The sequence below is a fragment of the Streptomyces sp. NPDC060366 genome (assembly GCF_042725135.1).
Taxonomy (GTDB): domain Bacteria; phylum Actinomycetota; class Actinomycetes; order Streptomycetales; family Streptomycetaceae; genus Streptomyces.
Window position 1 is genome coordinate 289,834 of the sequence record NZ_JBHXDC010000002.1, and the last position, 21,567, is coordinate 311,400.

Below are 21,567 nucleotides of genomic sequence, written 5' to 3' on the forward strand. Positions count from 1 at the left end.
CTTACAGGGCGCCCTTCGTGGACGGGAGGATGCCGACGGCGCGCGGGTCGCGCTCGCTCGCGTACCGCAGGGCGCGGGCGAGGGCCTTGAACTGGCACTCCACGATGTGGTGCGCGTTGCGTCCGTACGGGACGTGCACGTGCAGCGCGATCTGTGCCTGGGCGACGAACGACTCCAGGATGTGCCGGGTCATCGTCGTGTCGTAGGCGCCGATCATCGGCGCCATGTTCTCGGGCTCGGTGTGCACCAGGTAGGGGCGGCCGGAGAGGTCCACGGTGACCTGGGCGAGCGATTCGTCCAGCGGGACGGTGCAGTTGCCGAAGCGGTAGATGCCGACCTTGTCGCCGAGCGCCTGCTTGAAGGCGGCGCCGAGGGCGAGGGCGGTGTCCTCGATGGTGTGGTGCGAGTCGATGTGCAGATCGCCCTCGGTCTTGACCGTGAGGTCGAAGAGGCCGTGCCTGCCGAGCTGGTCGAGCATGTGGTCGTAGAAGCCGACGCCCGTCGACACCTCCACCTTGCCCGTGCCGTCGAGGTCGAGCTCGACAACGACCGAGGTCTCCTTGGTCGTTCGTTCCACGCGGCCGATACGGCTCATGCGCTCTGCTCCTTCGTCAATTTACGTACCGCGTCGAGGAACGCGTCGTTCTCGGACGGGGTGCCCGCCGTGACCCGCAGCCGGCCCGGGACGCCGTTGTCGCGTACCAGCACGCCCTGGTCGAGGATCGTCCGCCAGGCCCGGTGCGCGTCCTCGAAGCGGCCGAACTGGACGAAGTTGGCGTCCGAGTCGGTGACGTCGAAGCCCATCGCCCGCAGCTCGGTGACCAGCCGGTCCCGCTCCTTCTTGAGCTGTTCGACATATCCGAGCAGCGTATCGGTGTGCTCCAGCGCGGCGAGCGCGGTGGCCTGGGTGACGGCGGAGAGGTGGTACGGCAGGCGCACCAGCTGTACGGCGTCGACCACGGCGGGGTCGGCGGCGAGATAGCCGAGCCGCAGTCCGGCGGCGCCGAAGGCCTTGGACATCGTGCGGGACACGACGAGGTTCGGCCGACCCGCGAGCAGTGGCAGCAGCGAGGGGTGGTGGCTGAACTCGACGTACGCCTCGTCCACGACGACCAGCGAAGGGCGGGCGGCCTGCGCCGCGTCGTACAGCCGCAGGACGGTCGCGGCGTCGACCGCGCTGCCGGTGGGGTTGTTGGGGGTGGTGACGAAGACGACGTCGGGGCGGTGCTCGGCGACGGCGCGCTCGGCGGCGGCCACGTCGATGGTGAAGTCCTCGTTGCGGGGGCCGGAGACCCAGCCGGTGCTGGTGCCGCGCGCGATGAGGTGGTGCATCGAGTACGAGGGCTCGAAGCCGATCGCGGTGCGGCCGGGGCCGCCGAAGGTCTGGAGCAGTTGCTGGATGACCTCGTTGGAGCCGTTGGCCGCCCAGACGTTGGCGGCGGTCAGCGGGAGGTCCCCGGCGGTGCGGCGCAGATAGGCGGCCAGTTCGGTGCGCAGCTCGACCGCGTCCCGGTCGGGGTAGCGGTTGAGCCCGCGCGCGGCCTCCCGGACCCGTTCGGTGATCCGCTCGACGAGCGGTTCGGGCAGCGGGTACGGGTTCTCGTTGGTGTTGAGGTGGACGGGGACGTCCAACTGGGGCGCCCCGTAGGGGGATTTTCCGCGCAGCTCGTCACGTACGGGCAGGTCGTCGATGTCCGTCATTCGCCGGGCACCTCCCCCGAGGACTGCGGCACGGACGGCAGTTTCCAGCCGAAACGTGCCTTGACCGCCGCGCCGTGCGCGGGCAGGTCCTCGGCCTCGGCGAGCGTGACGACGTGGTGGGCGACGTCGGCGAGCGCGTCGCGCGTGTAGTCGACGATGTGGATGCCGCGCAGGAACGACTGGACGGACAGTCCCGAGGAGTGGCAGGCGCACCCGCCGGTCGGCAGGACGTGGTTGGAGCCGGCGCAGTAGTCGCCGAGCGAGACGGGCGCGTACGGCCCCACGAAGATCGCGCCCGCGTTGCGGACCCGGGCGGCGACGGCGGCGGCGTCGGCGGTCTGCACCTCCAGGTGCTCCGCCCCGTACGCGTCGACGACCCGCAGTCCTTCCTCGATGCCGTCGACCAGCACGATCGCGGACTGCTTGCCCGCCAGGGCGGGTGCGATGCGGTCCTCGACGTGCTTGGTGGCCGCGGTCTGCGGCACCAGTTCCTTCTCGACGGCGTCCGCGAGGTCGGTGGAGTCGGTGACGAGGACGGCGGCGGCGAGCGGGTCGTGCTCGGCCTGGCTGATCAGGTCGGCGGCGACGTGCGCCGGGTCGGCGGTGGCGTCGGCGAGGACGGCGATCTCGGTGGGGCCCGCCTCGGTGTCGATGCCGATGCGGCCCGCGAAGTAGCGCTTGGCGGCGGCGACCCAGATGTTGCCGGGGCCCGTGACCATGTCGGCGGGCGGGCAGCCGTCGGGCCCGGTCGTGCCGTAGGCGAACATCGCGACGGCCTGGGCGCCGCCGACGGCGTACACCTCGTCGACGCCGAGCAGCGCGCAGGCGGCCAGGATCGTCGGGTGCGGCAGGCCGCCGAACTCCTCCTGGGGAGGTGAGGCGAGCGCGATCGAGCCGACGCCCGCTTCCTGCGCGGGGACCACGTTCATGATCACGGAGGACGGGTACACGGAGCGTCCACCCGGCGCGTACAGACCGACGCGGCCGACCGGCACCCACTTCTCGGTTACCTTCCCGCCGGGCACGACCTGTGTGGTGTGCTCCGCCCGTCGCTGGGCGCGGTGGACGATTCGGGCCCGCCTGACGGACTCGTCGAGCGCGGCGCGTACGGCGGGATCCAGGTCCTCCAGAGCGCGGGTGAGGGCTTCGGCGGGGACCCGTACCCGCTCCAGCGTCACGCCGTCGAACTTCCGCGCGTACTCGATCAGCGCCGCCGTGCCACGATGGCGTACGTCCTCGCAGATGGGCCGCACCTTCGCGAGGGCGGCTTCCACGTCGAACTCGGCACGGGGCAGCAGGCCGCGCAGCGCGCCGCCCTCGGGGAGGGCGTCGCCGCGCAGATCGATTCGTGAGATCACGCGGTCAATTCTCGCAGACCTCATCAGACCGCCGGTCGCCCGTATCACTGGCTGATATGAGCCGTGAATGTCACTCACGGCTACTAACGTTGACGATTGGCGTTCATTCGGTCACTCAGAGGGAAGAACATTCGTACGGCCCCACAACAGCAGTCCCGCCCGGCGACGGCTGCTCGGGAGTCACACGGGGACAGAGACGGCGACAGAGCACGCGGCACAGCACCCATCGAGGTGCGGCGCGCAGCACGGCACGGCAAACGGGGAAGCGAGGCGCGGCAGTGTCCGAGCCGCACGACGACGAAGCTCCGGACTGGCTCTCCGCCACAGAACTCGGCATGTGGCAGGCCTTCCGCAACGGCAGCACCTACGACCTGAGCGTGCCGAGTCCGCTGCTCAACGACCCGGCCGCGGCCGGTCCTTGGGGCGAGCACCGCAGTGTGCGCGCCCGGGTGATCGCGCTGCTGCTGCTCAGCGGGCCGTCCGCGCGACCGGGGCGGGTCGCCGCCCTCAAGCTGCGCGGGGCCTACATCAGCGGGTCGCTGGATCTGGCGGGCGGCAATGTCGATCCGTATGTGGAGCTGACGTACTGCCGCTTCGAGCGCGAGCTGGTGCTGCCGGAGTGCCACTTCACGACGCTGCGGCTGGTGGGCTGTGTGTTCCCGCGCCTGGAGGCCGCCCGGCTGCGCACGGAGGGCGATCTGCATCTGCCGCGCTGCCAGGTGGCCCGCGGTATCCGGCTGACCGACGCGCAGATCGGCACGGACCTGCTGATCAGCCAGATATCCGTGCGGCCCGACAGCAACAGCCGGTCGATCGCCGCCGACGGGATGTCGGTGGGCCAGGACCTCCAGGCCGAACAGATAGAGACGCACGGGGAGTTCAGTCTGCGCGGCTCGAAGGTCGGCGGCTCACTGATGCTGCGCGGCAGCCGGCTGCGCGCGGCGGGCGAGCGCCGCGCGCTCAACGCGCCGCAGCTCACGGTGGAGCGCTCGCTCTACATGACGGGCGCCGTCGTGAGCATCGCGACGGGCCACGCCAACTCCACGCCGCCGTACGGCACGGTCTACACGGGCAACACCGTGCGGCTGCCGCCGGGCACCGAGGTCCGGCGCTTCGAGTGCTACGGCGGGGTCCGTCTGGACGACGGACGGTTCGGCGACACGATCGACTTCCACCAGGCCCGTTTCCTGATGGCGGCGGGCGAGGAGGTGTCGCTGCGCCGGATCACCGCGACGGAGCTGCGCTTCCAGTGCGAGAGGCCCCTGGAGGGCCGGGTCGTGCTGAACGGCGCGAAGATCACCACGCTGATGGATCTGTCCACGAGCTGGCCGGGCCCCGGCGGTCTGGCCATGGGCGGCTTCTCCTACGAGAACGTGGTGCCGTCCGGCCATTTCCCGCTCAACCGGCGGCTGGAGTGGCTGGACTCGGCGACGCCGGAGTACTCGCCGGAGCCGTACGAACGCCTGGCGCAGGTGATGCGCAACAGCGGCGAGGACGCCGACGCCCGCGAGGTGCTGCTGGCCAAGCAGCGCAGGCGGCGCGAGACGCTGCCGCTGGCGGCGAAGACGTGGGGCTACATCCAGGACTGGACGGTGGCGTACGGCTACCGGCCGGGCCGGGCCGCGCTGTGGATGGCCATGCTGTGGGCGGGGGGCACGTTCGCCTTCGCACGGCACGCGCCGGAGCCGCTCAAGGGCGAGGAACACCCGGCGTGGAATCCGGCTCTGTATGTGCTGGATCTGCTGGTGCCGGTGATCAATCTCGGCCAGGACGGGCACTGGCGGACGGAGGGCGGCTGGCAGTGGCTGGCGGCCGCGATGGTGCTGCTCGGCTGGATCCTGGCCACAACTGTCGCAGCAGGTGCCTCACGCCTCCTGCGTCGCGGCTGACACCACGTCCGACCCGCTTTCTTTACCGTCCCTTGACCCACCCGGAGACAACCTTTCACCCACCACAAAAGCTTCACATATGCCCTCTGGCGCCCCTGCGACCTGCGGTTTTCAATGGGCCGCACCATGTCATTGATTCGCGCCCTGATCAGCACCGCGCGCATGCTCCGGCACACCCCGCGGCTCGCCGACGGGCTCCCGCCGGACGATGCGGTACTGCTCGACGCCCCCGACGACCGGCTCGCCCCCGCGCTCGTCACCGCCGCGCTCGGCGAGTACGAGCACGCGGCGAAGCTGCTGGCGACCACACGCGAATCAGCCGAGTGGGAGAACCGCGACCGCTATGTGATGCGGCTCGCCGCCTTCGCCCACAACCGCGACGAATGGCTCGGCCGCTGGCTCGCCGCGTCCCCGAACGACCCGGACGCGCTGGTCGTCAAGGCCGAGCTGGGGGTGCGCAGGGCCTGGGAGTCCCCCGCCCGCGCCGAGCTGCTCCGTGAGATGGGCCCGCTGATCGGCTCGGCGGCCGAGGGAGACCCCCGCGACCCGGTGCCGTGGCGGATAGCCCTCGACCACGCGCGCGGCACGCACGCGGGCCACCAGGCCTTCGAGACGCTGTGGGGCGAGGCGGTACGCCGCTCCTCGCACCACTACGGCTGTCATGTCGCGGCCCTCCAGTACCTCTCGGCCCAGTGGCACGGCTCGCACCTGGAGTGCTTCGACTTCGCCGAGCGGGCCGCCGAGGACGCGCTGCCGGGGTCGCTCGTGAAAGCACTTCCGATGCGGGCCGCCTTCAGCCGGATGCTGAGCGGCGATCTCACATCCGTGACCACCGACCGGATCGACGCGGCGTGCGACGAGGCGATCAGGCTCTCCTCCGTGTACGTGGTGGGCGACCCGTGGCCGGCGGAGGTACGGAATCTGCTGGCGTACGTGCTGGTGGGACGGCATCGATGGGACGAGGCGCTGGAACAGTTCCGGCTGATCGGCCCGTACGCGACGTCGTTCCCGTGGACGTCGCTGACCGACGATCCGCTCGGTCAGTTCCTGGAAACACGCGACGGCGTACGCCTCCAGGTGGCCTCCGGGATGCCCTTGTGGAACCGGACAGACGGAGGGCGTCCCCGCGGCCATTACGCTTGAGCGTTGTGACCACCGCACATCTCCCTCTCTTCCCGCTGAACGCGGTGCTGTTCCCGGGCCTCGTGATGCCCCTGAACATCTTCGAGGAGCGGTATCGCGCCATGATGCGCGAGCTGCTCAAGACCGACGAGTCCGAACCGCGACGCTTCGTCGTGGTCGCCATCCGCGACGGGCACGAAGTCGCGCCGACCGCCTCCGGGATGCCCGACCCCACGGCCCTGCGGGAACGCGGGCCTTCGGCGGGCTTCGGCTCCGAACCCCTCAAGGCCTTCCACCCGGTGGGCTGCGTCGCCGACGCGACCACCGTCCGCGAACGCCCGGACGGCAGCTTCGAGGTCCTGGCCACCGGCACCAGCCGGGTCCGGCTGCTCTCCGTCGACACCGGCGGGCCCTATCTGACCGCCGAGGTCGAGGATCTGGCGGAGGACTCGGGCGAGGGCGCCGGAACACTCGCCGAGGTCGTCCTGCGCGCCTTCCGCGGCTACCAGAAACGGCTGGCGGGCGCGCGTGAGCGGTCGCTGTCGACCAGCGACAACCTGCCCGACGAACCGTCCGTGGTCTCGTACCTGGTGGCCGCGGCGGCCGTCCTGGACACCTCGGCGAAGCAGGGGCTGCTGGAGGCACCGGACACCGTGACGCGCCTGCGGGAGGAGCTGAAGCTCCTGCGGGCCGAGACGGCGGTCATCCGGCATCTGCCGTCACTGCCGGCCGTGGACCTCACGCTGAAGCCCACCAGCCCCAACTAGGTCCTGTCCGCACCCTCTTACGGCCACTCGACCCACGCGAGGAACACATCCCTTGGCGAAGAAGCAGGCGAAGAAGGCCGCGGGCGGCACACCGGCCACGGTCGCGCTGACGGCGGCGAAGGCCGCGTTCACCCTGCACGCGTACGAGCACGACCCGGCGGCGCCCTCGTACGGCGAGGAGGCGGCGGAGGCGCTGGGGGTGTCGGCGGACCGGGTGTTCAAGACGCTGGTCGCCGACGTCGACGGTGAACTGACCGTGGCGGTCGTCCCGGTGTCCGGCTCGCTGGACCTGAAGGCGCTGGCCGCCGCCGTGGGCGGCAAGCGGGCGACGATGGCGGACCCGGCGGCGGCGGAGCGCACCACGGGCTACGTACGCGGCGGCATCTCGCCGCTGGGGCAGCGCAAGCGGCTCCGTACGGTGCTCGACTCCTCGGCGCGGGCCCACCCGACGGTCTGTGTCTCGGCGGGCCGCCGCGGCCTGGAGGTGGAGCTGTCCCCGTCGGACCTGGCCGCGCTGACGTCGGCGACGCTGGCCCCGATCGCGCGGGCCTGACACCAAACGCTCCGGGGCGGTCCCGCCCCGTCAGTGCCCCTCGCCGGGCCCGTCCTGCCGGTCGGCGGGAAGGTACGGCGCCCCGAACGGCACCCACTCGGGCTCCGGATCGCGCGGCCCGAACAGCGCCGTCAGCGCCAGGTGCACGAGCATCGCCGCCACCGGCCACGCCAGCAGCGAGCCGCGCGCGTTCAGCTCCAGCGGGGCGTCGAACGTCGCGCCCTGCCCCACGGCGCGCGCCTGTGTCACCACGTCGTCCGGGCCCAGCCCCCATCCGAGCAGCCAGGCCAGCCCCGACGCGAGCAGCCCGCCCAGCGCCAGCCCCACGACCAGCGGGACACCGCCGCGCCGGCGGAACAAGAAGACCAGGGCGGCACTGAGCGCGCCGAATCCCAGGGCCAGCAGCACGAACGTGCCGTCGGCGCCGATCGCCTCCTCGCCCTCCGTGTCCTTCAGGAACACGGCCGAGTCACCGGCGATGAGCGGCACCCGGGGAGACAGCCAGAGCCAGAGCAGTCCGAGCAGGACACCGGAGAGGGCCACGGCGACCGTCACGACGGCCGCCTGCTTCACCTCGGTCCTGGTGTCGGTCCCGTCCGCCGCCTGGACGGCGTGGGCCGCGGTCGATCCCGCTCCCTGCGGTTTCTGCCAGGGGTCGTGGTTCGGCGGCTGGTGGGGCGGCGTCAGGGGTGCTGTCACCCCGCCATCGTGCCAGGCCGGCCACGGCCGTGCCTCATCGGACCGCCGCACGCCGGTACGCCCACGTCGCCACGGCCAGCGAGACGACACCGACGGCCGCGCAGACCGCCAGGTCGAGGGCGACGGTCGGCCAGTCGGGATGGCTGTCGAAGCTGCGGGCCAGGGCCTCCACGCCGTACGTGGACGGCAGCAGATCCCGGGCGTAGGTGATCGGCCCCGGCAGCCGGTCGGCCGGCAGCACCCCCAGCAGGAGCGCGGCGGACATGCCGAGCTGCCCGAGCAGCGTGGCCAGTTCCTGGCGTGGGGCGAGCAGCCCCAGCGCCGCGCCGAGACCGGCGAGCGCCGCGCCGGAGAGCGGGATCACGGCGACCAGCACCCAGAGATGGGTGAGGGGCAGATCGAAGAGCAGACTGCCGGTCACGGCGGTCACGGCCGTTCCCGGCACGGTGAACGAGGCGTACGCGCCGGCCGCGCCCAGCACCACGGCGGCGGGCGGCACGGGCAGCGTCGCGTAGTGGTCGAGGCCGCCGGTCGCCCGGAGCTGACCGAAGTACTGCGCGAGCAGATTGAGCGCGACGAAGGCCACGACGAGCACGCTCGACCCGGCCACCACGGCCCGCGCCTCGGCGCCGCCGTCCACGACACCACGCATCAGGATCATGATCCCGACGGACTGGAAGGTCGCGACGAACAGCAGCGGGATCCGGGCGACGCGCGCCCGCGACAACTGCGCGCGGTACACGGCGGCGAGCGAGGGCAGCAGCCGCGCACGGGTCGCCAGCGGCGCGGGCGCCCCGTCGGCCCGGTCCGTTGCGACACGGGTGTCCGGGACTGTCCGGCTCTTCCCGGAGACGGCCTCCGCGGGCACGATGCTCACCTGGCGCTGCTCCTGTTCGTTGCGGACGGACGGCTGCGGGCGCGGCCCATCGGGTACGGCGCCAACCGGGACCAGCGTGTCATACGCCCCGAACGCGCCGAACTCCCCATAGGGACAGGGCTCTCACCGGCGGCGACGGCGCCGCGAACCGGAAGCCCGGCGCCGAAGGGGAAGGTGCCGCGAGCCGCGCCGAAGGACGCGAGGGCTGGAGGCAGTGCGGCAACGCGAACCGGAACGGTCACGCCAACGGGCGCTGGGACAGCGACGCGTGCCCGAACGACAACGCGAGCCGAAAGCCCGGCGCCGAAGGGGAAGGCGCCGCGAGGCGGAAAGGCGACGACGACGAGCGCGGCGGCGCGAGCCGGAACGGCTGCGACGACGCCGACACCGACCCCGTGAGAAGACCCCACCACCCGCGCCGGGACCGCGGCGCGGCCCCCGGTGGCGACCGGGGCGGGGTTCGGAGCCGTAAATCCGGAGTCTTGTGGCCGCACGGGGCCGCGCGCGGCCGGGGCGCGAACCGTCATGCCTTCACCAGCCCCTGCACCTGCCCGCCGAGCGCCAGATAGACGTCCTCCAGGCTCGGTGTGGCCAGTGTGAAGTCGTCCAGCGCCGCGAAGGCGGCGCCGCCCGTCACCGCGGCGACGGCCGCCCGCGCCTCGTCGGGGGCCAGCCGCAGCACCCACCGGCGGCCCGACTCCTGCGCGGATCCGCGCAGCGCGGCGACCTCCGGGACGTCGAGCGGGGCGCGCTCGCGCCAGACGAGTTCCAGCCGGACCTCGCCCGCGACCTGCTCCTTGAGCCCGGACGGGGTGTCGCAGGCGATGACCTTGCCCCGGTCCAGCACGGCGACCCGGTCGAGGACCGTCTCGGCCTCGATGACGTTGTGGGTGACGAGCAGCACGGTCGCGCCGCGTTCCGCCCGGCGCCGGTCCACCGCCGCCCAGACGGCGCGCCTGGCGACCGGGTCCATGCCGGTGGTGGGCTCGTCCAGGACGAGTACGGGCCGCTCCCCCACCAGCGTGGCCGCGAAGCAGGCCATCCGCCGCTGGCCGCCGGAGAGCTTCTTCAGGGGGCGCCCGGCGAGTTCGGCGAGACCGAGTTCGGCGAGGACGGCGTCCCGCTCGGCGCGCGCCTCGCGCAGGCCCAGCCCGCGCAGCCGCCCCGTGGTCTCGGCGGCCAGGCCGACGGTCAACTCGTCGAGCGCGGAGGACTCCTGGCCCAGATAACCGATGAGACGGGAGGCACGCTCGGGGTGCCGCACCAGATCGTGTCCGAGGACGTCGACGCTGCCGGAATCGGGCCGCATGAGTCCGGTGAGCTGCCGTACGAGAGTGGACTTGCCCGCACCGTTGGGCCCGAGCAGGCCGAAGATCTCACCGCGCCGCACGTCCAGGGAGATGCCGTCGTTGGCGCGCACCTCGGGTGTGGCCGGGGCCCCACGCCTGCCGCGCGCGGCGGGGTACGTCTTGACCAGTTCCCGTACCGCGCACACCGTACTCACAAGCAACGAGCCTACGGGGTCGGCCTGCCCGGAACCTTTCGGGGGCCTCGCAGAACACCGGAGACACGGTCGAGGCACGTGGAGGCACGGCTCCGCCCGCCCGCGCGGCTCTCCCGGGCCCCGTCCCGCCGGACAGGACCTACTCCGTCGTGGCCGGGCGGTCCGCCGCCGCCCGCACGTCGATCTCGCGCCAGAAGCCCGCCCTGATCGCGTACCGGTCGTGCTCGTCGATCTGGTCGTCCTTGTGCGCCAGCAGCCCGAAGCGGGCCGCGTACCTCAGTACCTCGCCATCGATCCGGTGCGGGATCCGCGGATACATCGTGGACAGCTTCTGCACATGGGTCGCCTCGGGCAGCCGCTCCATCCAGCGCCGGGCGAAGACCTGGCCGACCTCGAAGGGGTCGCCGCCGACCGTCGTGATGTCCTCCTCGCGGTCGGCCCACCGCTGCTCGGCGCTGGTGAGCTGCGCGAGCGTGGGCAGCGACGCCGTCTCCGGCGGCTCCCCGAGCTGGCCTCCGCCGCCCGCGCGCTCGACCCAGCCACGGTCGGACGACCAGCGCAGCGTCGCGTTCGCCGGCGGGGGCGCCGCCTGCGGTCCGGGCGCGCGCAGGGCGGCCAGGTCCTTGGGGGTGGGGACACCCTTGCCGCCGGGGGGCGTGGGATGCGCGGCCCCGGGGCCGTGCTCGTGCCCCGGCGCGTGCTCGGTGGCGGGCGGCGCCGTCCCGTTGCGCGCGGACGTGGCCTGTGCCTCGGCCGCACGCTCGGCGGACGCGGCGAGCGCCGATTCGGGCAGCGGCGCGGAGAGAATGGCCGCGATCTCGGGGCGGGGCACCGGCGGCGGCGCGCACACACCGCCGAAGTCCTTGGCGCGTACGGCCTTGGTGATCCAGGCCCGGTCCAGCACCCGGCGTTCGTCCGCCTCGGCCACCAGGTCCTCGGACTGGTTGTAGTCGCCGTCCGCCGCCTGCACCGCCCACAGATGCACGGCGACGCCGTGCTCCTTGGCGGACATCAGGCCGGGCAGCAGATCGCCGTCCCCGGTCACCAGGACCACGTCCGAGCAGGCGCGGTTCCGGGCCAGCTCCGTGAGTTCGGCGTGCATCGCCGCGTCGACGCCCTTCTGCGCCCAGCGCCCGTCGCTGCGCGTCAGAGCGCCGAGCCGGACGGTGACACGTGACATGACGCGCAGCCGCCGGTGCTCGGGCTGCGGCACCCGGTCGGGTGCACCGTCGAACCAGTAGATACGGAGCAGCGGCTGCTCCGTATCGGCCTCGGCGCGTTCGCGCAGACCCTGGATGAGGGCGGCGTGGTCGACGGTGATGCGTGAGCGGGCCGGTTCTCCGGCGAGGAGGCTCGCGGCGGCGCCCAGCAGATAACCGGCGTCCACCAGGACGACGCAGCGGTCCACGTGTTCCACCCTCTTTCGGGAACGTCGGGATCGGAAGTTACTACGGGTTTTCCTTCGAGTCTGCCCGACCGCAACAGGCTTAACGGCCGGAACTGGATCATCGGCGTGGCGTACCCCTCAGGGCTACCCCCAGGAAGGCCATAACTATGGCCCGTTACAGACAGCGATGATCCAAAATGCGGTGAGTCACGGCATATGTGAATCTGGTCGCGGCCCTGGCCCCAACATCCTCCAGGAGGCAGCACCATGGCCAAGAACAAGAACCGTGACCGCGGCAAGCACCAGGACCGTTCGACCACCGAGCGTGGCTCGGAGCAGTCCTCGTCCTCCTCGTCGGACGCCAAGGCCGAGCAGATACAGCAGCAGGTCACGCCGTCCGAGGTCGCCCACAAGGGCCGTCAGAAGCGTTTCGGCCACAACTGACGCGGTCGGCCGCACATGACATGAGGGGCACGTCCGGTTTCCCGGGCGTGCCCCTCTGGTCCGTGTGAACCCCTGTCGGCTATCCGGCCAGGCAGGACGGCCCGAGCAGCACCTTCAAGTCGCCGAAGAGCGCCGGGTCGGGCTGGACCCGGTGCCGGTCGAGCCGCAGGACCGTGGTCTTGCGCGCGCCCTGGAGTTTGATCCGTACCTCGGAGTTGCCCCGGTGGTGGCTGAGGATCTCGCCGAGCCTGCTGACCATGGGCGGGGTGAGCTTCACGGTCGGGATGGTGATGGTGACCGGCGCGTTGGTCCCGGCGGACGACAGGTCGGGCACCTGGAGCTCCATCGCGACGAGGCGCGGGATGTCCTCGCGCTTGTCGAGCCGCCCCTTGACGAAGACAACGGTGTCCTCGACCAGTTGGGTCGAGACGAGTTGGTACGTCGCGGGGAAGAACATGCACTCGATCGAGCCCGCCAGGTCCTCCACGGTGGCGATCGCCCACGCGTTGCCCTGCTTGGTCATCTTCCGCTGGAGCCCGGAGATGATGCCGCCGATCGTCACGACCGCGCCGTCCGAGTGCTCACCCCCGGTGAGCTGCGAGATGGCCGCGTCCGACTTGTCGGACAGCACGTGCTCGATACCGAACAACGGGTGGTCGGAGACGTACAGACCGAGCATCTCCCGCTCCTGCGCGAGCAGATACGACTTGTCCCACTCGATGTCGGAGAATTCCACATCGAGCCCGAAGCCCGGCTCGGAGGAGGCGTCGTCCCCGTCGCCCATGCCGCCGAAGAGGTCGAACTGCCCCTCCGCCTCCTTGCGCTTGACCTGCACCACGTTGTCGATCATCGGCTCGTGGTGGGCGACCAGCCCCTTACGGGTGTGGCCCATCTCGTCGAAGGCGCCCGCCTTGATGAGTGATTCGACGGTGCGCTTGTTGCAGACGACCGCCTCGACCTTGTCGAGGAAGTCGGGGAACGTGGCGTACTTCCCCTTCGCCTTGCGCGAGCGGATGATCGAATCCACCACGTTCGTACCGACGTTACGCACCGCCGTCAGCCCGAACAGAATCACGTCGTCGCCCTGCGCGGCGAAATTCGCCACCGACTCGTTCACGTTCGGCGGGAGCACCTTGATACCCATACGACGGCACTCGTTGAGATAGACCGCCGACTTGTCCTTGTCGTCCTTCACCGAGGTCAGCAGCGCCGCCATGTACTCGGCGGGGTAATTCGCCTTGAGATAGGCGGTCCAGTAGGTGACGAGCCCGTACGCGGAGGAGTGCGCCTTGTTGAACGCGTATCCCGCGAACGGGACCAGCACGTCCCAGAGCGCCTTGATGGCCTCGTCCGAGAAGTTGTTCTTCTTGGCGCCGGCCTGGAACAGGACGAAATTCTTCGCCAGTTCGTCGGCCTTCTTCTTGCCCATCACGCGGCGGAGGATGTCCGCCTCGCCGAGTGAGTAACCGGCGATGATCTGCGCGGCCTTCTGCACCTGCTCCTGGTACACGATCAGGCCGTGGGTGAGACCGAGGACCTCCTTGAGGGGCTCCTCAAGCTCCGGGTGGATCGGGGTGATCTCCTGCTGCCCGTTCTTGCGCAGCGCGTAGTTCGTGTGCGAGTTCATGCCCATCGGGCCCGGCCGGTACAGGGCCGACACGGCGGAAATGTCCTCGAAGTTGTCGGGCTTCATCAGCCGCAGCAGCGAACGCATCGGGCCGCCGTCGAACTGGAAGACGCCGAGCGTGTCACCCCGGCAGAGCAGTTCGTACGTCTTGGGGTCGTCCAGCGGAAGGGACAGCAGGTCGAGTTCGACGCCCTTGTTGGCCTTCACCATCTTGACGGCGTCGTCCATGATGGTCAGATTTCGCAGACCCAGGAAGTCCATCTTCAGCAGGCCGAGCGATTCGCACTGCGGATAGTCCCACTGCGTGATGGTGACGCCGTCGGTGTGCCTGACCCAGACCGGCACATGGTCCGTGATCGTCTCGCTGGACATGATCACACCGGCCGCGTGCACACCCATCTGCCGGACCAGGCCCTCGACACCCTTCGCGGTGTCGATGACCTTCTTCACGTCCGCCTCGTTCTCGTACATCCCCCGGATCTCGCCCGCCTCGCTGTAGCGCGGGTGCTTGGGGTCGGTGATGCCGTTGAGGTCGATGCCCTTGCCGAGGACATCGGCCGGCATCGCCTTCGTGAGCCGGTCACCCATCGCGTACGGGTAACCCAGCACACGGGCCGAGTCCTTGATGGCGTTCTTCGCCTTGATCTTTCCGTACGTGCCGATCATGGCGACCTTGTCGGCGCCGTACTTCTCGGTCACATACCGGATGACCTCACCGCGCCGGCGCTCGTCGAAGTCGATGTCGACATCCGGCATGGAGATGCGCTCGGGGTTGAGGAACCGCTCGAAGATCAGGCCGTGTTCGATGGGGTCGAGGTCGGTGATGCCCATCGCGTACGAGACGATCGAGCCGGCCGCGGAGCCTCGGCCGGGGCCGACGGCGATGCCGTTGTTCTTGGCCCACATGATGAAGTCCGCGACGACCAGGAAGTACCCCGGGAACCCCATCTCGATGATGATGCCCATCTCGTACTCGACCTGCTTGAGACGGTCTTCCGGGATGCCTCCGGGGAAACGCCTGTCCATCCCCCGCATGGTCTCCTCGCGGAACCAGGTGACCTCGGTGAAGCCGTCGGGGATGTCGAACTTCGGCATCAGGTTCCGCTCCTGGAACCAGCCCTCCGTATCGATCTGCTGCGCCACCAGAAGGGTGTTCGCACACCCCTCCTGCCACGCGTCCGACGAATCGATCGCATACATCTCGTCCGTCGACTTCAGGTAATAACCCGTCCCGTCGAACCGGAACCGGTCCGGATCCGACAGATTCTTACCCGTCTGAATACACAACAGCGCATCATGCGCCGTCGCCTCATTCGCATACGTGTAATGCGAGTCGTTCGTCACCAGCGGCGGAATCCCCAGCTTCTTCCCCACCTCCAGCAGACCGTCCCGCACCCGCCGCTCGATCTCGATCCCGTGATCCATCAACTCCAGGAAATACCGGTCCTTGCCGAAGATGTCCTGGTAGTCCGAAGCCGCCTGCACCGCCTCGTCGAACTGCCCCAGCCTGAGCCGCGTCTGCAACTCACCCGACGGACACCCCGTGGAGGCGATCAGACCCTCCGACCACTTCGCGATCGTCTCCCGGTCCATCCGCGGCCACTTCGTCAGCCACCCCTCCGCATACGCGTCGGAAGACAGCCGGAAGAGATTGTGCAGCCCCGTCTTGTTCGCAGCCCAGATCGTCTTGTGCGTATAACCACCCGAACCCGAAACGTCATCACGCTTCTGATGCGGCTGCCCCCACTGCACCTTCCGCTTGTTACGCCGCGACTCCGGCGCCACATACGCCTCGATACCGATGATCGGCGTCACATCCGCCTTCTTCGCCTGATGGAAGAAGTCGTACGCACCATGGAGATTCCCGTGGTCCGTCATCGCGATATGAGACATCCCCATCTCATTGCACGCCTTGAACATGTCCCCCAACCGCGCCGCACCGTCCAGCAGCGAGTACTGGGTGTGGACATGCAAGTGCGTGAACGGCGGCTTGGTCACGGCTGAGGCCTCCAGCGAAACGAGCGGACGAGCGAGGGGTGCCCTGGGGGGGGACAGCGTCGAAGTCTACGACCGCCCACTGACAATCCGAGCGAGGTCCGGCGATGTCCCGGCCACCCCGGATCGGGGTGTGCGAACCTCCCTGTCGACGAGCGCGGGACGGGCACGCACCGGTACGTTCGTGCGTTGCGAGTACTGACGGCGTCGTCGGCCCCCCGGCGGGTGGCGTGTCGGTCCGTCAGCCCCTTTCGTCATGCCCCAGGAGGCACCACCGATGTCGGTCCCGCGCCCGGTCGAAGCCGCTGACCAGCAGCGAGGGGAGGAGATCCTCGCCGTGTTCGGCACCGCCTTCGGTGCGCTGCTCGCCGCCGACCCGGCGGCCTTCCAGGTCAAATTCCGCAAGATGGCCGCCTCCGCCTTCGCCTTCTACCGAGGCACCGCGTGCCTGTTCTACAACGACCTGGAGCGGGAGCAGCACGGCGGACCGTATCTGGACGAGCGCACCGGCCGGGTCTGGATCCACGGTGACCTGCACGCCGAGAACTTCGGCACGTACATGGACGCGAACGGCCGGCTGATCTTCAACGTCAACGACTTCGACGAGGCCTATGTAGGACCCTTCACCTGGGACCTCAAGCGCCTCGCCGCCTCGCTGGCGCTGATCGGCTACACGAAGGCCCTCAGCGACGAGCAGATCAGCGAGCTGGTCCGGATCTACGCCGCCGCCTACCGGGAGCGGATCCACGCGCTGGCCACGGGCGCCAAGAACGACGAGGTGCCGCCGTTCACGCTGGACACGGCCGACGGCCCGCTCCTGGACGCGCTGCGCGACGCCCGCTCGCTGACCCGCTTCGCCCTGCTCGACTCGATGACCGAGATCCGTGACTTCGAGCGCCGCTTCGCCCCCGGCGGCGGCTCCATCGAGCTGGACGCGGCCACCCGCTACAAGGTCCTCGCGGCCTTCGACGGCTATCTGGAGACCCTGCCGGAGTCCAGCCTGACCCGACCCGACTCCTACCGGGTGAAGGACGTGGTGGGGCGGCGCGGCATCGGCATCGGTTCGGCCGGTCTGCCCTCGTACAACATCCTGCTGGAGGGCAACAGCGACGCCCTGGAGAACGACGTCGTGATCTACCTCAAGCAGGCGCAGACCCCCGCGGTCTCCCGGCACATCACCGACGAACGGGTGCGCGGCTACTTCCAGCACGAGGGCCATCGCACGGTCATCTCGCAGCGCGCGCTCCAGGCGCACGCCGACCCGTGGCTCGGCTGGACCGAGCTGGACGGCGCGGGCCAGCTGGTCGCCGAGGTCTCCCCGTACGCGGTCGATCTCGACTGGTCGGACCTCGACGACCCGGCCGAGATCGCCGCGGTCGTCGCCGACCTCGGCCGGGCGACGGCCACGATGCACGGCGCGGCGGACGACGAGAGCGGCCACTCGCTGGTGCCCTTCTCCACGGAGCGGGCCATCGACGCGGCGATCGCCGCCGACGAGGAGGGCTTCTCGGAGCTGTTGGTGGAGTTCGCGCACAGCTACGGGGCGCGGGCCCGTGCGGACCACCAGATCTTCGTGGACCTCTTCCGCAACGGGCAGCTCGGCGGCAACTGACCCGGCCCGGTCCGGCCCCTGCCGACCCGGCCTGATCCGACCCCGGCCACGGGGACCTTAAGGACCCCTTACAGGCTCCCGTGGCACACTCGGCGACAATGGACATATCAGCGGCACGGCTCAGGGCGCTGCGGGCGGCACTGTTCACGGCACTGGCCGTGACGCTGTCCGCCGGCTCCCATGTGCTCCTGTCGCGGGCCCCGCTGCCGCTGTCCGTCGTCGCCGTCCTGTGCGCCGTGGTGTTCCCGGTCTCCTACGCCCTCGCGGGCCGCGAGCGGGGCTACTGGCGCATCGCGGCCCTGCTCGTCCCGCTCGAACTGGCCGCGGACACGATCTTCACCACCGGCCAGAACGTCTGTTACGGACCCGCCGGCGGCCCCGTCGCGGGTTCGCTGCGCTCCGTCGGCTTCGACGTCCTGTGCGGCGGCAGCCTCGGCTCCCCGCTGCCCGGTGTCTCGTCGGTGGCCTCGCCCGAGAGCGCGGCGGCCACCCTGGTCGGCTCCCCCGACCCCGCGCTCCCATGGCTGCTGCTCGCCACGCACGTCGCGATCGGTCTGCTCGCCGCGCTATGGCTGCGCCGGGGCGAGGCCGCGCTGGCGGGCGTGGTGCGGGCCGTCGCCGGATTCGCCTTCCGGCCGCTGCTGGTCGCGGTCGCCGTGGCCGGTACGGTCCGCCGTACCGTACGGCGCTTCCCGCGCCCCACCGGCCTCCCGCGCGCCTCCCGTACGCGCCTGTTTGCCCACTCCGTCGGACGACGGGGACCACCGCGCTCGGCCCTTCTCCCGGCCTAGCACGACGTCGGCGGCCTCTTCCGGCCGCCGCCGGTCCCCCGCGCGGCGGCGCACCCGTATCCGCGCCCGCGCGTCTCGTTCGACCCCACACGGAGTGACCCACCATGAGCGCACGCAACAGCAACGCCAACAAGGCAGCCGCCCGCGAGCGGCTGCGCGAGGAGCGCGAGCGGCAGGCGAAGAAGGACCGGGCCCGCCGCCAGGTCGTCGTCGCCGGATCCACCGTCGCGATCCTCGCGATCGCCGGCGGTGTCGGCTTCGCCGTCGTCCAGGCGAACAAGCCCTCGCACTGGGAGGCGGCCAAGGACGTGAAGGCCGTCACCGCCCCGAAGAACACCTCGGGCACGAACGGCACGACCGTCGTCATCGGCAAGCCCGAGGCGAAGAAGACCCTTGAGCTGTACGAGGACTCCCGCTGCCCGATCTGCGCGACCTTCGAGCAGAAGGTCGGCGCCACGATCCAGCAGGACGTCGACGCGGGCAAGTACAAGATCAAGTACATCGGCGCCACGTTCATCGACAACTCGGACAACGGCGAGGGCTCGAAGAACGCGCTGTCCGCGCTGGGCGCCGCGCTCGACGTGAGCCCCGAGGCGTTCACGGAGTACAAGACCGCGCTCTACTCGGCGCAGCACCACCCGACCGAGAGCGACGACAAGTTCGCCGACGACGGCGCCCTGCTCAAGATCGCCGACTCGGTGGACGCGCTCAAGGGGAACGCCGAGTTCAGGAAGAACGTGGAGAACGGAACGTTCGACGCCTGGGCGATGAAGATGTCGGCCACGTTCGACAGCAGCAGCGTGGAGGGCACCCCGACGCTCCGGATGGACGGAAAGACGGTCACGGCGGAGGGCAGCGAGAACGCCCCGCAGACGGTCCCGGAGTACACCGCGGCGATCAGCAAGGCGCTCGCGGGGTGACGGCACGGGGTCACCGCCGGGCAACCAGCGGGTAACAGCGTGCGGGCCGGCCCGCGTCGGCCCGTACGCTGATCCACATGACCGGGGGCGCGGAGAACAGGATCATCGACGGGCGTTTCGAGCTGCTGGAGCGGCTCGGCAGCGGGGGTATGGGCACGGTGTGGCGGGCGCGCGACGCCGTGCTCCACCGCGAGGTGGCGCTGAAGGAAGTGCGGTCCCCGGACGCCGCGACGGCCGCCGCCACTCCCCGCAGTGGACATGTGCTGCGTGAGCGAGTCCTGCGCGAGGCACGGGCGTTGGCGAGGATCAGCCATCCGCATGTGGTGACGATCCATCACATCGTGGACGTGGGGCCGCATCCGTGGATCGTCATGGAACTGCTGCCCGGCGACACGCTCCAGGACAGGCTCGCGCGGAGCGCCCTGACCCTCGTGGAGGCGGCCGGGATCGGCCGCCAGGTGCTGTCCGCGCTGCGGGCCGCCCACGCCGTCGGCATCCAGCACCGCGACGTGAAACCGTCCAACGTCATGCTGCGCGCGGACGGCGGCGCGGTCCTCACCGACTTCGGCATCGCGGCCCTCCAGGGCTCCACCTCGCTCACGGCGACCGGCGAACTGGTCGGCTCGCCCGAGTACTTCGCCCCGGAGCGCATCCGGGGCCACGACGACGACCCGGCGTCCGACCTGTGGTCGCTGGGGGTGATGCTGTACGTCTGTGTGGAGGGCGTCAGCCCGCTGCGGCGCGCCACGACCCTGGCGACGCTCGCCGCCGTACTGGACGAACCCGTCCCGCCGCCCGTACGGTCCGGGCCGCTCGCCTCCGTGCTGAACGCGCTGCTGGTACGGGACCCTGCGGCGCGGCCCGACGCCGCGCGGCTGGATCTGATGCTGGCCCAGGTCGAGTCGGGCACGACGCCGGAGTGGGCGTGGGTGACCGTCACGGAGGACACACCGCCTCCGTCCCCGGTTCCGGCCCCGACCACGGTCTCGGCCCCGCCTCCGGGATCGATACCCGCGACCGTACGGTCGGACGGTCCCGAGCGGCGCGGCGGCCGTGCGCCGGTCGTCGTCGCCGCCGTGGCCGTGGCCGTCGCGCTGGTGGCGGCGACCGCGCTGGTCTTCGCCCTCCGGGACGATCCGGGCTCGCCGACGGCGGGGAAGACGGGCGGGACGGGCAGCGCCTCTCCCACGGATTCCGCGCCGTCCGCGAGCCCTGACGGAGAGTCGCCCTCGGCGGCAGCGGAGACGGACACCAACCCTGACAACAGCAACAACAACAACGACGACGACGGCACCCCGTCGAGCGACGACCTGACCGGCAACTGGGTCGCGCAGCTCGCCTCCACGGAGAAGTCCGCGGGCGCCGCCGCCCGCGAGAAGCAGGCGAACGCGCTCCGCGACAAGGGCATCACCAACGCCCGGTACCTGGACAGCGACAATCACGCCTCGCTGAAATCGGGCTACTGGATGTTCTACGTCTCCGGCTTCGGCAGCGGCTCGCACGCCGTCGACTGGTGCCGCACCCGCGGCTTCGACTCGAACAGCACCTGCGTCGGCCGCTACATCAGCGACGAGGCGAACGACCGGCAGTATCTGTGCAGCCCGGCGCCCGGCGGCGGCACCAAGGGCCGCTGCACCCGCGACTGAGCGACCGACGCGGCCGGGCTACCGGGCGGCTGAAGGACCGAGTGGCTGAAGGACCGGGCGCCTACGCCAGGTCGTCCAAAGACTCGACGAAGGCCAGCCCGGTGCGCCAGGTCTGCTCGGCGGCCGACTCGTCGTAGTCCGGGAGGTCCGGGTCGGTGTAGAGGTGCCCGGGGCCCTGATAGCGGTAGATCTCCACGTCCGCCCCGATCTCCCGCATCCGCAGATACCAGGCGGTCAGCCAGTCGTGCGGCTCGGACACGTCCGGGTCGGCGACATGCAGCTGTACGGGCAGGTCGTCGACCGACGCGTTCGCCGCGATGTCCGACGTGCCGTGCATCAGCAGCAGCCCGCGGGCCTTCGCGTCCCCCAGCGCCAGCGTCTGCGCGACCGATCCTCCGAAGGAGAATCCCGCGTACACCAGACCGCGCTCCGAGTACGGCGCCACGGCGAGTACGGCGCGCCTCAGCAGTTCGTCGGAGCCGATCTTGTCCTTCAGCGCCCTGCCCTCCTCGGCGGTCTCGACGGTTTGGCCCTCGAAGAGGTCGGGCACGTGCACGTGGTGTCCGGCAGCGCGGAGCCGTTCGGCCCCCGCGTGCACCGCCGGGCGGAGCCCGTAGACCGAATGAAAGAGAACGACGTCCATCCGCCCATCCTGTCAGGTGGGCCCCCTCGTCC

At 70.7% G+C, this 21,567-nt stretch carries 18 protein-coding genes; 9 read left to right on the top strand and 9 right to left on the bottom strand.

Going from position 1 to position 21,567, the window contains the following annotated elements:
• Position 1 precedes the first annotated feature (1 nt).
• From hisB to hisD, 3 genes are read right to left on the bottom strand one after another with little or no spacing between them, the layout of a single operon-like run.
• Entirely contained in the window at positions 2-595 is a 594-nt protein-coding gene (gene hisB / locus ACFWHU_RS06030; RefSeq protein ID WP_363245887.1) for an imidazoleglycerol-phosphate dehydratase HisB, read from the bottom strand.
• Positions 592-1,701, bottom strand: coding sequence for a histidinol-phosphate transaminase (locus ACFWHU_RS06035; protein ID WP_387224120.1), 1,110 nt, complete (start codon positions 1,699-1,701; stop codon positions 592-594). Before ACFWHU_RS06035 ends, hisB begins: the two co-directional genes overlap by 4 nt.
• Positions 1,698-3,059: a histidinol dehydrogenase gene (gene hisD / locus ACFWHU_RS06040; protein ID WP_387224121.1), complete on the bottom strand. Its 1,362-nt coding sequence runs from the start codon at positions 3,057-3,059 to the stop codon at positions 1,698-1,700. The genes ACFWHU_RS06035 and hisD overlap by 4 nt, the downstream gene beginning before the upstream one ends.
• A 278-nt stretch (positions 3,060-3,337) precedes the next feature.
• Between hisD and ACFWHU_RS06045 the strand changes: the two genes are divergently transcribed.
• The 4 genes from ACFWHU_RS06045 to ybaK all read left to right on the top strand — a co-directional run bounded on the left by ACFWHU_RS06045 (position 3,338) and on the right by ybaK (position 7,390).
• Complete coding sequence (locus tag ACFWHU_RS06045; RefSeq protein ID WP_385801840.1) at positions 3,338-4,948, top strand: oxidoreductase; 1,611 nt, start codon at positions 3,338-3,340, stop codon at positions 4,946-4,948.
• Positions 4,949-5,074: 126 nt separating this feature from the next.
• Complete coding sequence (locus tag ACFWHU_RS06050; protein WP_387224122.1) at positions 5,075-6,091, top strand: hypothetical protein; 1,017 nt, start codon at positions 5,075-5,077, stop codon at positions 6,089-6,091.
• Between the two features lie 5 nt (positions 6,092-6,096).
• The gene (locus ACFWHU_RS06055; protein ID WP_385801836.1) at positions 6,097-6,837 is read left to right on the top strand and encodes an LON peptidase substrate-binding domain-containing protein; all 741 of its coding nucleotides are present in this window, start codon (positions 6,097-6,099) and stop codon (positions 6,835-6,837) included.
• Between the two features lie 52 nt (positions 6,838-6,889).
• Entirely contained in the window at positions 6,890-7,390 is a 501-nt protein-coding gene (gene ybaK, locus ACFWHU_RS06060; protein WP_387224123.1) for a Cys-tRNA(Pro) deacylase, read from the top strand.
• A gap of 30 nt (positions 7,391-7,420) precedes the next feature.
• Here the strand turns inward: ybaK and ACFWHU_RS06065 are convergent, their stop codons facing one another.
• The 4 genes from ACFWHU_RS06065 to ACFWHU_RS06080 all read right to left on the bottom strand — a co-directional run bounded on the left by ACFWHU_RS06065 (position 7,421) and on the right by ACFWHU_RS06080 (position 11,887).
• A complete protein-coding gene (locus ACFWHU_RS06065) occupies positions 7,421-8,089 on the bottom strand; it encodes a hypothetical protein (protein ID WP_387224124.1) in 669 nt (222 codons plus the stop codon).
• 34 nt (positions 8,090-8,123) lie between these two features.
• A complete protein-coding gene (locus ACFWHU_RS06070; RefSeq protein ID WP_385801830.1) occupies positions 8,124-8,966 on the bottom strand; it encodes an ABC transporter permease in 843 nt (280 codons plus the stop codon).
• A 523-nt stretch (positions 8,967-9,489) separates the two neighbouring features.
• On the bottom strand, positions 9,490-10,461 hold the full coding sequence (locus tag ACFWHU_RS06075; protein ID WP_385801911.1) for an ABC transporter ATP-binding protein: 972 nt from the start codon (positions 10,459-10,461) through the stop codon (positions 9,490-9,492).
• A 148-nt stretch (positions 10,462-10,609) separates the two neighbouring features.
• A complete protein-coding gene (locus ACFWHU_RS06080; RefSeq protein ID WP_387224125.1) occupies positions 10,610-11,887 on the bottom strand; it encodes an NYN domain-containing protein in 1,278 nt (425 codons plus the stop codon).
• A 237-nt stretch (positions 11,888-12,124) separates the two neighbouring features.
• On the opposite strand from ACFWHU_RS06080, the gene ACFWHU_RS06085 reads away from it, so the two are divergent.
• Complete coding sequence (locus ACFWHU_RS06085) at positions 12,125-12,301, top strand: hypothetical protein (protein WP_385801826.1); 177 nt, start codon at positions 12,125-12,127, stop codon at positions 12,299-12,301.
• A 79-nt stretch (positions 12,302-12,380) separates the two neighbouring features.
• Here the strand turns inward: ACFWHU_RS06085 and dnaE are convergent, their stop codons facing one another.
• Positions 12,381-15,926: a DNA polymerase III subunit alpha gene (dnaE, locus tag ACFWHU_RS06090; RefSeq protein ID WP_385801824.1), complete on the bottom strand. Its 3,546-nt coding sequence runs from the start codon at positions 15,924-15,926 to the stop codon at positions 12,381-12,383.
• Positions 15,927-16,200: 274 nt separating this feature from the next.
• Here dnaE and ACFWHU_RS06095 point away from each other — a divergent pair, with 274 nt between their 5' ends.
• From ACFWHU_RS06095 to ACFWHU_RS06110, 4 genes are all read left to right on the top strand, one after another.
• A complete protein-coding gene (locus ACFWHU_RS06095) occupies positions 16,201-17,535 on the top strand; it encodes a DUF2252 domain-containing protein (RefSeq protein ID WP_385801822.1) in 1,335 nt (444 codons plus the stop codon).
• A gap of 98 nt (positions 17,536-17,633) precedes the next feature.
• Positions 17,634-18,326, top strand: a complete 693-nt coding sequence (locus ACFWHU_RS06100; RefSeq protein ID WP_385801820.1) for a hypothetical protein — start codon at positions 17,634-17,636, stop codon at positions 18,324-18,326.
• 104 nt (positions 18,327-18,430) lie between these two features.
• Positions 18,431-19,246: a DsbA family protein gene (locus tag ACFWHU_RS06105; RefSeq protein WP_385801818.1), complete on the top strand. Its 816-nt coding sequence runs from the start codon at positions 18,431-18,433 to the stop codon at positions 19,244-19,246.
• Positions 19,247-19,323: 77 nt separating this feature from the next.
• Positions 19,324-20,892 (top strand): serine/threonine-protein kinase, encoded by a 1,569-nt coding sequence (locus tag ACFWHU_RS06110; RefSeq protein ID WP_387224126.1) that lies wholly within the window; start codon positions 19,324-19,326, stop codon positions 20,890-20,892.
• Positions 20,893-20,953: 61 nt separating this feature from the next.
• Here the strand turns inward: ACFWHU_RS06110 and ACFWHU_RS06115 are convergent, their stop codons facing one another.
• On the bottom strand, positions 20,954-21,535 hold the full coding sequence (locus ACFWHU_RS06115) for a dienelactone hydrolase family protein (RefSeq protein WP_387224127.1): 582 nt from the start codon (positions 21,533-21,535) through the stop codon (positions 20,954-20,956).
• Positions 21,536-21,567 lie beyond the last annotated feature (32 nt).

Bases quoted from the DNA above. Each gene is read 5' to 3' on its own strand.
- ACFWHU_RS06095 (WP_385801822.1), top strand. From the start codon at position 16,201: ATGTCGGTCCCGCGCCCGGTCGAAGCCGCTGACCAGCAGCGAGGGGAG.
- hisB (WP_363245887.1), bottom strand. From the start codon at position 595: ATGAGCCGTATCGGCCGCGTGGAACGAACGACCAAGGAGACCTCGGTC.
- ACFWHU_RS06035 (WP_387224120.1), bottom strand. From the start codon at position 1,701: ATGACGGACATCGACGACCTGCCCGTACGTGACGAGCTGCGCGGAAAA.
- ACFWHU_RS06105 (WP_385801818.1), top strand. From the start codon at position 18,431: ATGAGCGCACGCAACAGCAACGCCAACAAGGCAGCCGCCCGCGAGCGG.
- ACFWHU_RS06100 (WP_385801820.1), top strand. From the start codon at position 17,634: ATGGACATATCAGCGGCACGGCTCAGGGCGCTGCGGGCGGCACTGTTC.
- ACFWHU_RS06110 (WP_387224126.1), top strand. From the start codon at position 19,324: ATGACCGGGGGCGCGGAGAACAGGATCATCGACGGGCGTTTCGAGCTG.
- ACFWHU_RS06085 (WP_385801826.1), top strand. From the start codon at position 12,125: ATGGCCAAGAACAAGAACCGTGACCGCGGCAAGCACCAGGACCGTTCG.
- ACFWHU_RS06050 (WP_387224122.1), top strand. From the start codon at position 5,075: ATGTCATTGATTCGCGCCCTGATCAGCACCGCGCGCATGCTCCGGCAC.
- ACFWHU_RS06115 (WP_387224127.1), bottom strand. From the start codon at position 21,535: ATGGACGTCGTTCTCTTTCATTCGGTCTACGGGCTCCGCCCGGCGGTG.